General features: G+C 32.0%; 17 protein-coding genes. 1 reads left to right on the forward strand and 16 read right to left on the reverse strand.

The genetic code is table 11. The annotated features are described in order from the left end of the window. The first annotated feature begins 56 nt into the window (after positions 1-56). Complete coding sequence (meaB, locus tag ACIQ2L_RS07750) at positions 57-1,145, forward strand: methylmalonyl Co-A mutase-associated GTPase MeaB (protein WP_396157613.1); 1,089 nt, start codon at positions 57-59, stop codon at positions 1,143-1,145. A 357-nt stretch (positions 1,146-1,502) separates the two neighbouring features. On the opposite strand, the gene ACIQ2L_RS07755 is transcribed toward meaB, so the two are convergent. From ACIQ2L_RS07755 to ACIQ2L_RS07830, 16 genes are all read right to left on the reverse strand, one after another. Then, positions 1,503-1,949, reverse strand: a complete 447-nt coding sequence (locus ACIQ2L_RS07755) for a DUF1572 family protein (RefSeq protein ID WP_396157614.1) — start codon at positions 1,947-1,949, stop codon at positions 1,503-1,505. A gap of 157 nt (positions 1,950-2,106) precedes the next feature. Beyond that, entirely contained in the window at positions 2,107-2,493 is a 387-nt protein-coding gene (locus ACIQ2L_RS07760) for a hypothetical protein (RefSeq protein WP_396157615.1), read from the reverse strand. Between the two features lie 278 nt (positions 2,494-2,771). Beyond that, positions 2,772-3,263, reverse strand: a complete 492-nt coding sequence (locus ACIQ2L_RS07765) for a hypothetical protein (RefSeq protein WP_396157616.1) — start codon at positions 3,261-3,263, stop codon at positions 2,772-2,774. 173 nt (positions 3,264-3,436) lie between these two features. Next, complete coding sequence (locus ACIQ2L_RS07770) at positions 3,437-3,784, reverse strand: type II toxin-antitoxin system RelE/ParE family toxin (RefSeq protein ID WP_396157617.1); 348 nt, start codon at positions 3,782-3,784, stop codon at positions 3,437-3,439. Next, positions 3,777-4,031 (reverse strand): type II toxin-antitoxin system ParD family antitoxin, encoded by a 255-nt coding sequence (locus tag ACIQ2L_RS07775; RefSeq protein ID WP_396157618.1) that lies wholly within the window; start codon positions 4,029-4,031, stop codon positions 3,777-3,779. Before ACIQ2L_RS07775 ends, ACIQ2L_RS07770 begins: the two co-directional genes overlap by 8 nt. 154 nt (positions 4,032-4,185) lie before the next feature. Then, positions 4,186-4,533, reverse strand: a complete 348-nt coding sequence (locus ACIQ2L_RS07780) for a type II toxin-antitoxin system PemK/MazF family toxin (protein ID WP_396157620.1) — start codon at positions 4,531-4,533, stop codon at positions 4,186-4,188. Then, positions 4,523-4,753, reverse strand: a complete 231-nt coding sequence (locus ACIQ2L_RS07785) for a hypothetical protein (protein ID WP_396157621.1) — start codon at positions 4,751-4,753, stop codon at positions 4,523-4,525. The genes ACIQ2L_RS07780 and ACIQ2L_RS07785 overlap by 11 nt, the downstream gene beginning before the upstream one ends. 267 nt (positions 4,754-5,020) lie before the next feature. After that, complete coding sequence (locus ACIQ2L_RS07790) at positions 5,021-5,362, reverse strand: DUF3024 domain-containing protein (RefSeq protein ID WP_396157622.1); 342 nt, start codon at positions 5,360-5,362, stop codon at positions 5,021-5,023. A gap of 64 nt (positions 5,363-5,426) precedes the next feature. Then, positions 5,427-6,158: a carbon-nitrogen hydrolase family protein gene (locus ACIQ2L_RS07795; RefSeq protein WP_396157623.1), complete on the reverse strand. Its 732-nt coding sequence runs from the start codon at positions 6,156-6,158 to the stop codon at positions 5,427-5,429. A gap of 225 nt (positions 6,159-6,383) precedes the next feature. Beyond that, positions 6,384-6,875, reverse strand: coding sequence for a DinB family protein (locus ACIQ2L_RS07800; protein ID WP_396157624.1), 492 nt, complete (start codon positions 6,873-6,875; stop codon positions 6,384-6,386). Between the two features lie 759 nt (positions 6,876-7,634). After that, complete coding sequence (locus ACIQ2L_RS07805; protein ID WP_396157625.1) at positions 7,635-9,584, reverse strand: M13-type metalloendopeptidase; 1,950 nt, start codon at positions 9,582-9,584, stop codon at positions 7,635-7,637. Between the two features lie 78 nt (positions 9,585-9,662). Beyond that, positions 9,663-10,475 carry a helix-turn-helix domain-containing protein gene (locus ACIQ2L_RS07810; protein WP_396157626.1) on the reverse strand — a complete coding sequence of 271 codons (813 nt, stop codon included), beginning with the start codon at positions 10,473-10,475 and terminating at the stop codon, positions 9,663-9,665. Positions 10,476-10,805: 330 nt separating this feature from the next. After that, positions 10,806-11,267, reverse strand: coding sequence for an IS200/IS605 family transposase (gene tnpA, locus ACIQ2L_RS07815; protein ID WP_396157627.1), 462 nt, complete (start codon positions 11,265-11,267; stop codon positions 10,806-10,808). Between the two features lie 497 nt (positions 11,268-11,764). Then, positions 11,765-11,914 (reverse strand): hypothetical protein, encoded by a 150-nt coding sequence (locus tag ACIQ2L_RS07820; protein WP_396157628.1) that lies wholly within the window; start codon positions 11,912-11,914, stop codon positions 11,765-11,767. A gap of 144 nt (positions 11,915-12,058) precedes the next feature. Continuing rightward, positions 12,059-12,907: a hypothetical protein gene (locus ACIQ2L_RS07825; RefSeq protein WP_396157629.1), complete on the reverse strand. Its 849-nt coding sequence runs from the start codon at positions 12,905-12,907 to the stop codon at positions 12,059-12,061. Positions 12,908-12,910: 3 nt separating this feature from the next. Further along, complete coding sequence (locus tag ACIQ2L_RS07830) at positions 12,911-14,137, reverse strand: hypothetical protein (RefSeq protein WP_396157630.1); 1,227 nt, start codon at positions 14,135-14,137, stop codon at positions 12,911-12,913. Between the last annotated feature and the right edge of the window lie 8 nt (positions 14,138-14,145).

Below are 14,145 nucleotides of genomic sequence, written 5' to 3' on the forward strand. Positions count from 1 at the left end.
GTGATTCGAATTATTAGAAAGCAATATTTTACTAAATTTACCCAAACGATTTTCACTTGAACGACAAGCAACCCAAAAAATCAGCACTTCACGAAAAAGAGGGAGTTCCGCAACCGGAAACCCTGAGTGCAGTATCATTGCAAAAAATCGTCGAAAGCCGAAAAAAACAGCCCACCGCTAAAGAACTCATAGCCGGTATTGTATCGGGAGATAAAGTCGCGTTAAGTCGCGCCATCACTTTAGTAGAAAGTACCAATGTTGCCCATTTGGCGAAAGCCAGTGAAATCATTACGGGCTGTTTGCCTCATGCCAACCAATCGGTTCGTATTGGCATTACAGGTGTTCCTGGCGTTGGAAAATCAACCTTTATTGAAGCTTTTGGAAAACTGTTGACGGCAGTAGGTAAAAAAGTAGCCGTCCTAGCGGTAGATCCCAGCAGTACTATTTCGCATGGTAGTATTTTGGGCGACAAAACCCGCATGGAGGAATTGGTAAAAGATGCGAATGCGTACATCCGCCCATCGGCTTCGGGAGAAACATTGGGTGGCGTAGCACGAAAAACGCGTGAAACGATTATCCTTTGTGAAGCGGCAGGTTTTGATACGATTATTATTGAAACGGTTGGCGTGGGACAAAGCGAAACTGCGGTGCACAGTATGGTGGATTTCTTTTTACTATTGAAAATTTCGGGTGCTGGCGATGAATTGCAAGGTATTAAACGTGGGATTATGGAAATGGCGGATGCGATTGTCATTAACAAAGCCGATGGCGATAACATTAATAAAGCGAAACTGGCCAAAACCGAATTTAACAGAGCGTTGCATTTATTTCCGGCTAAAAGTTCGGGTTGGATACCGACAGTTTCTACCTGTAGTGCTTATGAAAAAACGGATATTGATGCCGTTTGGCAAACGATTTCAGATTATGTTGCATTGGTAAAAGCCAATCACTATTTTGAACAAAAACGCCAAGACCAGAACCAATTTTGGATGCTAGAAACCATTAACGAACAACTGAAGAACGACTTTTATACGCATCCTGAAATAGGACAACTTTTAGAGGAAAACAAAAAAGCTGTTGCCAAGGGTGAAGTGTCGCCTTTTGTAGCGGCGCAAATTTTATTGAAACGATATTTTAAAGAGTAAGGTAACCTATTTTAGCTAAACAAACTCTCTAGTAACACATAAGCTATAATTATAACTGCAATTGCTAAGGCAATCATTCCTTTTGTAAATTGAAATTGAGCAAATTTTTCTATAAAACTTTTTTTTTCCATATGTAAGTTGTTAGTTATCCGCTAGCGGATTTGCACCCGATCGAAGCGAACTGACTAAGTGATTTGTGCTGCTATAATTCTATATAATTTTAAGTATTTATTTAACATACGCTTGTATATTACTAGATTGTAATTGTTTTTTTTTAAAATTCATAAATTGGAATCAAGCGAAAGCGAACAGAAGAAGTAAATCGCTTTCCTCTAGATTAGCGCTAGGTTTTTTGTATTAGTAAGCAAGTAATCTCCGGTGATAATTTATTTGTCCGAGATGATAACAGAAGTGAGTTGATAGACTCAGCAAAATATAGCCGGTGGTTCTTCTCGCTCCATACATTTCAACTGGAAATTCTTTGCTGAAGTCTTCATCTTTGATAGTTGGCAAAACCTTTTTTACTATAGAAATTACTTCCTCAACTTCGGAAATCAGTTTTTCTCGTGAGATGTTCCGATCAGAAAATTCTTTGTCACGATTGCGTATATAGCCCGTAAAACCGATTTGCGCACCTATAAAATGTTTGAGGTTTCCGATTAAATGAAGCGTAAGTGTTCCTGCAGCGTTTTGGATGTCACCTTTAACCGTCCATAGATCGTTTTCATTTTTGTAGAGTAATAGTTCTTCTTTGACTTTATCTAAGTCGCGAAGAAAGAAATCAAGGTAGGGTTGTATCATCATATTATTACTGTTTTAATTATTCTATTTCTGATTGTTTTTGGGTAACAAACTTATGTAAAAGTAGAAAAAAGGGAAATTAGAAAGTTCTTATTATTCAGAATTTCTTGGTGGGTACGAGCAAGATGCTCGCGCTAGCGGGGGTTATGCAGAGAGGTTTTTATTCCCACTTCACATTTAGTTTCTCCAATGCTGAATTTAAATTAGATAGCTCCGAGGGCTCTATAATGGTTGTATCAATTTTTAGTTTTTTCTTTCCAGTTTTAAGTATATAATCCCCAGCATATTTTTCAATCGTAAGTATTTCATTTAAATTAATGCCTTGACCGAAAATGTTATTAACTCTTATCCTTTCATTTTCAATTGTTAGATATTTGTTTTGTTTCTGATAAAAATATTTTGCGATAAAACAAGTAGGTGTCAATATCCCTATTATGATTTTCCAACTCTCTGAACTTTCCAAAAAAACTGTAAACAACGTCACCGTGAAAATTAAAGCATATATAAGATTTATATTTAAGTATTTCTTTTTGTAAGCTATTTTCATATTTTAATCATTTAAAACTAATATCTAGACCTGAAAATTAATCACAATCTCTCCAATTATTGGGTGGATTGTTTTGACTGCTATCAAACTTTGTTTTCTCTGCAACTAATATATGTATTATTTTGAAAAAACGTTGTCAAAGTTTAAAAGGTTGACAAGGTTATTTTTTAAATTTTATTGCTAAGCAAGGTGGCTTCGGAAATAATAAAGTCCTTATTATTTAAAATTTCTTGGTGGGCAATAGCAAGATGCTCTCGCTAGGGAGTTATTTTTTCAGCTTAAAATTTATATTTAAAATATAATCCAGTTTCTAATATTGCTCCAGGTGATTCACTATTATAAGTCGATATTAGTCTAAAACCATATTCATAATTATCGTTTTGAGAAATAAATGCTCTTACACCTAAATCCATACCAAATCCATTACCATCATCTAAATTTAATTTATCATCGAAATCCATATAAGAAAAACCCATAATCGAGGCTATTCCAAACTTTGAATCTTCTGAATTAAATCTATAATCAACATTAAAATAGTATTTACTAACATTGTAATCATCGTTTATCAAATCGCTATCGATTGTTCCATTCATAAAACCTAAAATTAAATTAATTCGGCTTGATGCTTGGTAACCTAAACCAGCTCCATATGCTAATCCTGCGTCGCTTTTAATTATCAGAGATGTTCCATACGCTTCCGCATTAAATTTCGATTGAGCGATAATTGTCATTGGCAAGACTAATAAAATAAGTAAGATTGTTTTTTTCATTTTTTTTTTTCATTTTTATGGTTAATATTGAGTTTAATTACTGCCAACGTATACAGCTTGCACCAGTTGCTGCCGCAATCACTGACAAAACAAACCTACAAATTTTCTTTGAAAGATAGAGTTGTAGTCACCAGATTATCTTCCCAGCTACCGCACGACATGGGTAAATACGCCTAACGGGGAATAGTAGTGACGCTTTCGGCAGCATTGAGGAGGGGAGTTTTATTCTTGAATTCTGTTTTTAAATCCATTCTAGAATGTAAAAACCTTGTAATTTCAATTTCTTTTTCGCTAAATATTCTGAAGAATATGATTTGTTGTCCAGATTTATAACCAAAAATATCATTGTCAATCTCAAAATAATTTTTCCCTAAGTTTTGATTTTCAGCCAATACTTGACAATCTTCAAGAAGTTCAAAATAATATTTGTCCGATTGATTTTCAGACCAAACTTCGTATGTATACTCCCAAATCTTGGATAAATCTTCGACAGCGTTGTTTGTTACTTTGTATTCAGCCATTTCTCTTTTTGGCTTTCAACGACTCAAGATGTTTTTTTGGATCAAAGTCTTCAACAGTTCCGCTTTCAACCCCTTCACTTATAGCTTTTTTGAGTGCAATAATTTTGCTTTCTTCTTCTTCTTCTTCTAACAATCTTAATCCAGCTCGAATAACTTCGCTAGCGTTTTTAAATCTTCCTTCTGAAACTCTGTTGTCGACAAAGTTTTCAAAATAGTTTCCAAGAGAAACAGATGTATTTCTTCCCATAGTTTACTTATTTTTATTTAAGTCACCAAAATTTGGTAATTATTAAAGAAAAAGTTGTTCTTTTCTCAGGACGAAAAATTACAGTTTGACATTCTCGATTTCCCGAGACCGTATTCTAGCGAAGGCGTTTGACAGCTTTTGTGTTTTCGTGCTGCTATTCTAAGTCAATTATTATTGCAATATTTTCTTTTATATTTTCAATTAGTTCAACAGGTAAATTTCCAACTTTTTTAATCAAACGTTTATTGTCAATTGCTCTAATTTGATCAATCATTACGTCACAATTCTCATGTAAATTTGCCATTCCTTTTTTCAGATGAACTCTTAATATATGAGAATCTTTTTGAACATTAGTTGTAATTGGACAAACAACTGTTGATGGATGCGGAATTTTATTTAATAAATTTGTCTGCACAACTAATACTGGTCTAGTTTTCCCAGCTTCAGTTCCTATTTGTGGATTTAAGTCGGCAATCCAAATTTCATATTGATTAATCTGCATAGTCAATTTTTTCAAAATCCTTTAAAATATTCATGGAATCTTTTTTAACTAAGCTAGATTCAGCTTTAAGCATTTTCTCTAAAATTTGTCTTTTTTGTACTTTGTTATAGTATTCAATTGCTTCGTTGATATATCTGTTTCTGGGAATATTTATGCGAGATAGTATTTTTTCAGTTTCTCCGAATATTGAATCATCTATTTTTAATGATACTGTTTTCATATGCTTTATATTTATATTACAAATGTATATCTTTTTAGTATATCATCTTCTTTTCTACGGATTTTTTTTAGCATGCTGCTCAACTAACTTATAGTCGCATATTCTGTATAGGTATACACCCTATTTGGTAAGATATTTACATGTTTCTTCCCCTTTCAATTTCAAAAAATACTATCATTTTAAAATAAACGTTGTCTTAGCTCAAAAGGTTGACAAGGTTTTTTTTTAATTTTATTGCTCCGAAGGGCGGCTTCGGAGAGGGGCGGATTATCCCCAAAAACATCCATATTCATCTTTCTCAATTAACCTTATAAAATCAAGCAAGTTATTAACAATTGGATTTGGTTTGTATAAGTGCCATTTTAAATCTGCTCTTTTCCAATAAACTTTCCAGTTATTATCCTTCTTTACAAAAGTTGATTTAACAATATCAATTTCCATTTTTTCATTTTCAGCTCGCCAATTTGGTCTAATTTCAAAAATAATCACACTTTGTTTTTCAATTCGATATGAAATATCAAGCTTGTCTCTAATTTCTTCTGGCGGACGAATATAGGTTAGATAATTTTCGATTTCATATATTTCTACATTGTCAATAGTACTTTTCATATTCTATTTTTATCAATTTATTTTACGTTATTTTCCTTATTTTTCCAATGGGGGGCAGTTTAGTTCACAAATACTTTTCTATTATTTCTTGATTTATTGTATCGATAATAATCAGTCCTTCATCTTCACTATTTAGTTGTCCAACTAAATTTCCTTGTCTATTCCAAATTGAAGACTTGCCCGCACATTCGTAGTCTCCTGATTTCCCTGTTAAATTCGACATTAATGCAATCATCCCATATCTGTTTGAGATTTCTGAAATTCTTTTTATGTCATTATCAACACCGTTTACAGAATTTAAAACACTTGCAATATATATGTCAGCACCGTTTTTATGTGCCGCTTCCGAATGTTCAAAGATTGAAGTTTCATAACAAATTGCAAAGGCAATTTTATTGTCCTTTTTTTCTATTGGTGAAATGTTTTGTCCGCTTACAAAATATTGTTCTTCTCCTGGATGTAAATATTGTTTTGAGTAAATTTGTCTTTTTTCATTTGGTTGAAAAATTATCATACTAATACAAATTCCATTTTCACTTTTAGTTGGCATACCAACAACAATAATTATATTATTTTCATTACTTATAAGTTGGAAGTCATTTAATCTATTGTCTTCTAATTGTGAAGTTGATAATTCATCAGCCAATTCAGGCTCATAACCTGTTAAAGAGAGTTCAGGAAAAATAATAATGTCAACTTGATTAGAAATAGCAATTTCTACAAGCTTCTTATGCGTTTCAATATTTTGGGGAATATTCCCTTTAATAGGTCTTGTCTGAGCTGCACAAATTTTCATTACGATGTCATTTAAATTGCTACCAACTTGTATATAGTAGCATGTTTAATTTATTATACTTTCCAAAAATACTACTATTTTGGAATTATCGTTGTCAAAGTTCAAAAGGGTAACAAGGTTGTGGTTTTTAATTTTATTGCTCAGAAGGGCGGCTTCGGAGAGGGTAAGATGCACGCGCTCATTGACTTTGCTTAGCGGGAGTAATTTGTTATCGTTTTTGAAGTTTTAATAGAAATTAGTTTGTTGTTCTTTTAACCATTTTGTTATAAAAGCAATCTGTCCTGTATGAAATGAGAAGTGTTCTGTAATATGTATTAAAACTGAAATGCCTGTTTCCTGTTGATTCTGTATGGGTAGAATCCCCAACAATTTATCCCTGGTGACTGATTGAATACAAGGACGTAACTCTTCGCTTAAATTAGTCATCATAAGTATAAGCTCTTCTTTACTATGCGTTTTTTCAGCATCGAATTCTAATTGCCTATTTCTCACAAAAGGTTTTCCACCAATATAGTCAAGAATCCATTGATTCAAATTGCCATTTAGGTGTAATACCAAATTGCCAACACTATTTGATTGACTATTTGGTCGATACCAAATTTCTTCTTCATTTAACATTTCGAGGCATTTTATGACACGAGGAAAATTTTCATCTATCAAGTATCTTAGGATATTATCGATAAGAGCATTGCGAAGTTGAGTTTCAGTATTGTTCATAATATGTTTATTTTTTTAAATTTTTGTAAATATAAAATGTTTCCTAGTTTTCAATTAATTGTATCCCTTTACTAACTGGTAAAAGCACTGATTGTTAGCATTTTGCGGCTTTACGTCTGTTGCGATTCCAATGAACTGCGTACTTTCTGCTAAGATAAAATTTTTTCGTGAAGAAATAAGTACAATTCAAGAAAAACCAGCAATAGCTAGAAACTGCTGTTATCGGCTGCCGTTTTCACGTCCGTTGCTTTGTGTTGTTTTTTTTATATTGTTATTGTGACAAGTTTTTTAGAAACATTCTGTAAAGATGAAGTAGAGAGAAAGAAGTTTGAATATTGTCCCGATATAAAATATAAATAGCAAACGAAACTGGTTTTGCGAATACTAATCATCTTTCTTAACTTTTTTTTGTATTGTTAGTAATTATAACTTACTTCAAAAAATCTATTCTAAAAATTAAATTGTTTTTAAAACTATAGAGTACTATCACTTCTACTGGATTTTCAATTATTCCATGAATTATTTCATGGTCTACAATTATTTCATTCAAGATTATTCTGTTGTTAATTATACAGTTGAGTAAATTCGAGTATAAAAATCGTTGACTGTAAAATAACCTGAATTGATCTTTTCCTTCATACAATAACTTTTCAGGAAACTCATAAACTTTAATATCTTCTGAAAAGTTAACTATGAATTCCTCTAAGTTTTTTGAATTATATGCCTTCAGCTGGCGATTAATAGTTAAAAGATTACTATTTACCATATTACAATTCTATCTTTTTTATCTTTGTAAAGCTTCTCTTTTTTATTAATATTGAATACTTCATAGAATGGTGTAAAATTTGAAAGCACACCATTTACTCTCCATTTTGGAGGTGTGTGAGTATCTCTTAAAATCATATTTCTTAACTCATCTTCTGAAAGCTTTTCCCTCCAAACTTTAGCAAAAGATATAAAAAATTGTTTATCGAATTCTGTATCATTTTTCTTTCCCATTTCAGATAACTTATAAGCATCATAAGCAACAGTTAATCCTCCTAAATCTGCAATATTTTCAGATAATGTTTGCTCACCATTAATAAAAATTTTCTCTGCTACTTCGTATTGGTTGAATTGATTTATTAGTTTTGAGCATAAATTTTCAAATGATTTTTCATCTTTTTCATCCCACCAATCTTGAAGATTGCCCTGATCATTATATTTTTTTCCATTTTTGTCAAAACCATGGGTTAGCTCATGTCCAATTATATAACCAATTGATCCATATAAAACTGCATCAGAATGATTTTGATTAAAAACAGGTTCCTGGAGTATTGCTGCCGGAAAAATAAGCTCATTATTTACCGGGTCGTAATAGGCATTTGCTGTTTGGGGAAGTACCTCGTGCCATTTTTTTTTATCAATTTTTTCATCAATCTTTTCCGTTTTCAATTTAAAATTGTAGGCAGACCAACTATCCATATTTTCAAAAAACAATGATGTATTAATTTTAACTTCTTTATAATCATGTATGCTTTCAGGATAACCTATTTTAAATCCTAAAGCATCAAGTTTTTTTAATGCCTTATTTTTGGTTTCCTCAGTCATCCATTGGTTTTTTGAAAGTCTTACTCTAAATGCTTTTTTTATATTAAGTGCTATATTTTCAATTTTTTCCTTTGATTTTTGATTGAAATATTCTCTGATGTAAAGTTGTCCTAAGATCTCATTATTGCACACAGTAAGTAACTCTTCTTGTCTAGGAGTGTAAATTTTACCTCCAGTGAATACCGATTTTAATTGAACTAAAGCTTCACGAAATTGAAAACTTAGAGCAGCTGTTCTCTTTAATATTATGTATCCTTTTAGTTTATTTTTCCAAACTTCTAAATCTTTGTTTTGAACTAAAGTATTTAATGCAATAAGGTATTTTGGATTTTGAATAATTACACTTTCTGTTTTGATGTTCATGATTTTAAATAGTTTTGACCAATGGATTAGTGGCGTTAACTTTTCGAGTTCAACTAAAGTCATTTTATTATATGCTAAATCTGGATTGTACAAATCTGCCTCAGGCATAAAAGAATTAGCCATTTCTTTTTCAAATTCAAAAACATCATTTGAATTTTTTTCTGCAACTTCTTTTGATTGCCCAATTAATTCAAAAATTGTTTGATTGTATTTTTTATAACTGTTTCGTATTGCATCAAAAATTTCGCCTTCTTCACTATAAACTGAAGGTATCCCTAATGTTAAACCAATTTGGGTTAAAAATAAAGCCATATATTGACTATTTTTATCATCTTGAGTAACATCAATACCTAAAAAACACCCATGTCCTTCATTATATAATGTGGCAACAAGATTAAAAAATTCATCAATGTTTTTAATCTTGTCGATTCTATCAAAATATTTCAATAATGGCTGAATACCTCTAGTTTCAATTTTTACTGTATCTAAGCCACTATTGTAATAATCAGCAAGTTTCTTTTCTGGAGAATTTAGATTAAGATTTTGACTTTGCGCGTTTTTTTTAAGGATTTTTAATAATTTTAAATCAGTTTTTTCACTAATTAATTTTAAAACCACAGATGGATTTTGAGTAGTATCAAGCCAAGTTTTGTTGACATGTAAATAAAAGTCATCGCCTTCACGAATTTCTTGGGCAAACAAGCAAACTGAAGTAGTCGCAAAGAGACAATACGTCAATAATAAAACCTTTTTCATATTTCTGCGTTTATAAATTTATTGCAAAAATACGTGCCACTTGAAATACTAAAATTGTAAAAATGTCAAGTAAGCGTTTTATATCCACATAATATGCGAATCAGCTGTAGTATAAATTTGAGCAAAAAACTGTTTGGGTGTAAGACCTGTAAACGCTTTGAAATCTTTTATTAAATGCGATTGGTCAAAATAATGAACATCATAGGTTAGTTCCGTAATTGTATCTTGAAAAAAATTTTCAGAAGCACATCTAAATCTGATTATTCTCTTGCTTTCAACAGCAGAACGACAGATATATTTTTTAAAATATGTATTTAGCGTTTGTCTGCTTAATTGGTGTTTTTTAGTTATAGCCGCAATATTGAAATTACCCTTTGTTTCAAAAAAATCTTCTACAACATGAACTAAAAACACATGTTTAAAAGGTTTGTATATACTGATTAAATAGGTTTCTAAGGCATCAATTGCTTCTTCTTTATTTGGGATTTTCAAAATTCTCATCAAGGTTTTTTGAATATCATCATAGGGAAAATGAGATACATACCCTTTGTTTACATAGTAGTTTAAATCTTTTGGCAAAAAAGCATTAATTCCTAATGGCTTAAAACTTATACTTAATTCATAAATTTTCCCCGAATAAGTATAATGCATCGGTTTTGAATTGTCAGCAATAAGGAAAGATTCAACTGAATTTGGTTTGCTTTGTTTTGTAATTACTCTATTATTATTAATCACTTCTGTGCTAGTATTAATCGAAAAAGAAAAATTGGGCGAAAGACTAGGAAAGATCAGAAAATCAGATATTTCTGTTTCAGATTGCTCAAGAAAAAAATAGCTACTAATATATTTTTGTAGTAAAGCGTGTTTAGGTTTAAAAATAGAAATATTCATAACTAACTATATTTGTCTTTGTGATTTAAAATTACAATCAAAGTCAGTTTTTCATAAACAAGATTCTTATGTATTTCACTTTTTATTGTCGAATTCAAAATTAGCGATTTTTAAATAATACTTTTTTCTGTATATGTTTTTATTTGCACAGTCTGCGGTACGGTTGCCCCTAACTAACGTATACCCGTTTAAACATTCACCAATCTCAGTTTGGTTTATTTCCCTTTCTATTCCCAAAAATACTATAATTTTATAACAAACGTTGTCAAAGTTCAAAAGGTTGTCAAAGTTGTACAATTGATGTATCTTGATATTCTTTTGATCCTGTTGTTATAGTAATTCTTTAAAACTATATTCGATGTTGTGTTCTATTTCAAATTTTTTTAAAAGTGCTATGTATTCGTCTAAAAAAGATTGTTTTGTGTGGTGCTGCTTTTGGTTGTTAATATAATTTATAACGTTTTGAACATGCGATTTTGAATAACTAAATGCACCATAACCCGTTTGCCATTCGAATTTTTCTTTTGTAAAATTGTTTTCATTAATCCATTTGGATGAGTTGGCTTTGATGTCTCTCATTAAATCTGCAATAGATTGAGTAGTATGAAAACCAACTAAAATATGAATGTGGTCGGGCATTCCATTAATTGCAATAAGTTTGTGTTTGTTGTTTTGTACAATGCCAGTTATGTATTTATATAAATCGGTTTCCCAAGTATGGGCAATTACCGCATTTCTATATTTAACTGCAAATACAAACTGAAGATGTATTTGGGTGTAACTATTTGCCATATTTTTTCTTTTTGCTGAACTTATGCTCAGTGTTGCCAATGTGTCGCCACGATGTGGCTAGTTTGTTAGTGCTTTTCTTCACCGAGCTTACGCTCTTCACCGAGCTTACGCTCTTCACCGAGCTTACGCTCTTCACCGAGCTTACGCTCTTCACCGAGCTTTCGCTCAGTGTTACAAATGTTTCACCGCTACGCGGTTTATTATGATGATTTGTGGTTTCACTCACCGAGCTTACACTCGGTCTGACCAATGTGTCGCCACGATGTGGCTTTATGCTTCCCAGCTCCGAAGGAGCGAAATACCTGTTGCCTTGGTTGCTAAACCAAGGATATAAAGATGTACAAAAATCAAGCTCCGAAGAAGCGAAATATCTTTTGTCTAGGTTGTAAAACAATGAAAAAAAACTATCCCCGCAACGCAAAGTCTCCCGACTTTGAGCCAAACTACAAAAAAGTCAGCCATTATAGTCGTCATTGGCAGAGGTTTTATTAACAACATTATAAAAAGTCTCCCGACTTTGCCCCGCGGAGAAATCCTTCCATCAACCCATCAACCCATTGTGCATACTTTTCAGTTTTATAAAACATGCACACCATATTGTAGCATACTTTTTGGTTTTGTGAATTATGCACAACAAATTGTAGCATACTTTTTAGTTTTGAAAATTATGCACACCATAATATTGTATATTTTTTCCCTGTTGCACAAAGTTGTGAGACTTTGCGGGGCTTTTCATAGGAACTGTTTGCGTAGCTGGGGTAACAACATCTTCAAATAAAAATTTTTAAACTTTACTTTATCTCTTTTTCCGGATAATGAACATTATATTCACTGCGCTGACTTCCCCAAAAAACAGGGATGTTTTTAGCTGGTGTAGTATCATAGTCGTTGATAACGGTTGTTCCTAAAGCAATTAATCTTTTAAGTTTTGGCAAATTGGCAACAAATTTTATTGACGCTAAATTTTTACAATCGTTTAATTCTAAAATTTCAATATTGGGTAGTTCTCCAATTGGACTAAAATCTTGAAGCTTCCAGCAAATATCAAAATCTATTCGTTTTAATTTTTTCAAACTAATGATATCCGAAATATCAACCAAACTACGAACAGCTCCAAGAGAGAGAAATTCTAAATTTGTCAGTGCTTCAATGCCTTTGAGTGATTTTATTTTTGCCCTAGTAATACTTAAACTCTTTAATTTTGTGAGACTACATATTTCATTTAAATCATTTTCATCAAAGTCTGAGAGGTATAAATGCTCCAATTTAGTATCATTTAATGTTTCAATATTTTTGATTTTTTTTTTAGTCCATATTTCAATATTCAATGAATATAATGACTTTGGTAATTTTGAACAGTCTAATACAAAATCAGAATCCTTATATAATGAAATAACAAGACCCTCTAAATTTGGTAAATCATAAATAAATGAATTATCTCCGTCTCCATATTGATGTCCAATGTCTAAATTCCTTACATTATTGAATATTTGAATAAATTTTTTTAAGAAAGTATTATCATATTCTCCAAAAAGTCTTAAGGTATATTTGTTCTCTAAAAAATCTGGATTTATATTTTCTAAATCCGATTCGGGTTTAATCATTAAATATGGGGCATGTGCAAATCCTGATAAATACATAGTTTAAAATATTAAAGGGTCAAAAGTTGTTGGTAATTTATATTTTTTTGCGATTTTGAGAGCCCTATCTTTAAATAACTTTTCCCCTGCTTTGGTTTTCAAATCAAATCTTCCGCCTACAGGATTGACCTTATTTAATAAATATCCAGCTTCCCCTTCTTTTTTGAGGTTACCACCATATTTTTCTAAAATAATATATTGTTCATAAATTTCGCGCTCTAATGGGTCCGAGCCCGGCATTTTATGAATTATTGGAGTCTCTTTCAAAACTGTATGGGATAGCTTTCCTCCTCCATTTAAGGTCTTTTTAAAATGATCCTTTATCCTATTAACAACATTTTGTGACTGTCCAACATATCCCTCTAAATCATCTGCATTTTTAACAACTAGATCATAAACCCCTTTTTCATCTTCAGCGGTTTTAGCAATCTTTTTTAAGATTTTCGCGCTTCCAACAAATACTCCGGCTACTGGTATGGCAGATGCAAAACTTAAGGCAGCATCAGCATAATTTCCCCTTGCCAATGATATTGTACAATTTATGATATCGGCTGCATCACCAGCAATTGGAATCATTCCAATCATGTCGATAGCAGTTTGTGTTGCGTCAAGATAGGATTTCCAATCTGTTGGCTTTCCTTTATTGTCCTTTACCGCATCAAACTCATTTAACGGATGCCATAATAAGGGTGAATTAGGTGGAATCTCAATACTGGGATCGACCTCTTGTGAAATAACCAATCCTTTTGCAGGATCAAGACCCGAAAAATCAACATCAGGAAATGCTTTTTTTGCCTGCTCTAGTGTCCCTTCAAATGTAGCGTGATCATTTTTATAGGCCCAAACTTCTTCTCCCCGCGAGGCCACCTGTGTCCTAAACTGGCTTACAAAAACAGTCCCTTGTTTAGTATATCCTGCTGAAGTAACACGCTTAACTTGCGAAATGCTTTCGCCAACACCAACCATTTCATGGTTTACCTGATTTATCCTTGTACCTTCTTTATTTACAACGACAATATTGGTTCCGCTCTTACTTTCCTTTACTTCGCCGCCTTCCTGTTGTTGTTTTTCCTGTTGCTCTTTAGCTTCCTGTTTTTCTTGGTTTATTCTCGCTAAAACAGCGGAATCAGATGTTTTTACTATTGGTTTGGGATTGTTTTCTGAAGATTCATTAAATGAATCTTCAAAAGGACTTTTATACCCCATTTTATCAGTAAATGATTTTTCCATATTTTGCC

The sequence above is a fragment of the Flavobacterium sp. genome (assembly GCF_044369455.1).
GTDB lineage: Bacteria > Bacteroidota > Bacteroidia > Flavobacteriales > Flavobacteriaceae > Flavobacterium.

Bases quoted from the DNA above. Each gene is read 5' to 3' on its own strand.
- tnpA (WP_396157627.1), bottom strand. From the start codon at position 11,267: ATGGCAAATAGTTACACCCAAATACATCTTCAGTTTGTATTTGCAGTT.
- ACIQ2L_RS07790 (WP_396157622.1), bottom strand. From the start codon at position 5,362: ATGAAAAGTACTATTGACAATGTAGAAATATATGAAATCGAAAATTAT.
- ACIQ2L_RS07770 (WP_396157617.1), bottom strand. From the start codon at position 3,784: ATGGCTGAATACAAAGTAACAAACAACGCTGTCGAAGATTTATCCAAG.
- ACIQ2L_RS07805 (WP_396157625.1), bottom strand. From the start codon at position 9,584: ATGAAAAAGGTTTTATTATTGACGTATTGTCTCTTTGCGACTACTTCA.
- ACIQ2L_RS07820 (WP_396157628.1), bottom strand. From the start codon at position 11,914: ATGCTACAATTTGTTGTGCATAATTCACAAAACCAAAAAGTATGCTAC.
- ACIQ2L_RS07755 (WP_396157614.1), bottom strand. From the start codon at position 1,949: ATGATGATACAACCCTACCTTGATTTCTTTCTTCGCGACTTAGATAAA.
- ACIQ2L_RS07810 (WP_396157626.1), bottom strand. From the start codon at position 10,475: ATGAATATTTCTATTTTTAAACCTAAACACGCTTTACTACAAAAATAT.
- ACIQ2L_RS07760 (WP_396157615.1), bottom strand. From the start codon at position 2,493: ATGAAAATAGCTTACAAAAAGAAATACTTAAATATAAATCTTATATAT.
- ACIQ2L_RS07800 (WP_396157624.1), bottom strand. From the start codon at position 6,875: ATGAACAATACTGAAACTCAACTTCGCAATGCTCTTATCGATAATATC.
- ACIQ2L_RS07765 (WP_396157616.1), bottom strand. From the start codon at position 3,263: ATGAAAAAAACAATCTTACTTATTTTATTAGTCTTGCCAATGACAATT.
- ACIQ2L_RS07785 (WP_396157621.1), bottom strand. From the start codon at position 4,753: ATGAAAACAGTATCATTAAAAATAGATGATTCAATATTCGGAGAAACT.
- ACIQ2L_RS07780 (WP_396157620.1), bottom strand. From the start codon at position 4,533: ATGCAGATTAATCAATATGAAATTTGGATTGCCGACTTAAATCCACAA.
- ACIQ2L_RS07825 (WP_396157629.1), bottom strand. From the start codon at position 12,907: ATGTATTTATCAGGATTTGCACATGCCCCATATTTAATGATTAAACCC.
- ACIQ2L_RS07775 (WP_396157618.1), bottom strand. From the start codon at position 4,031: ATGGGAAGAAATACATCTGTTTCTCTTGGAAACTATTTTGAAAACTTT.
- ACIQ2L_RS07795 (WP_396157623.1), bottom strand. From the start codon at position 6,158: ATGAAAATTTGTGCAGCTCAGACAAGACCTATTAAAGGGAATATTCCC.
- ACIQ2L_RS07830 (WP_396157630.1), bottom strand. From the start codon at position 14,137: ATGGAAAAATCATTTACTGATAAAATGGGGTATAAAAGTCCTTTTGAA.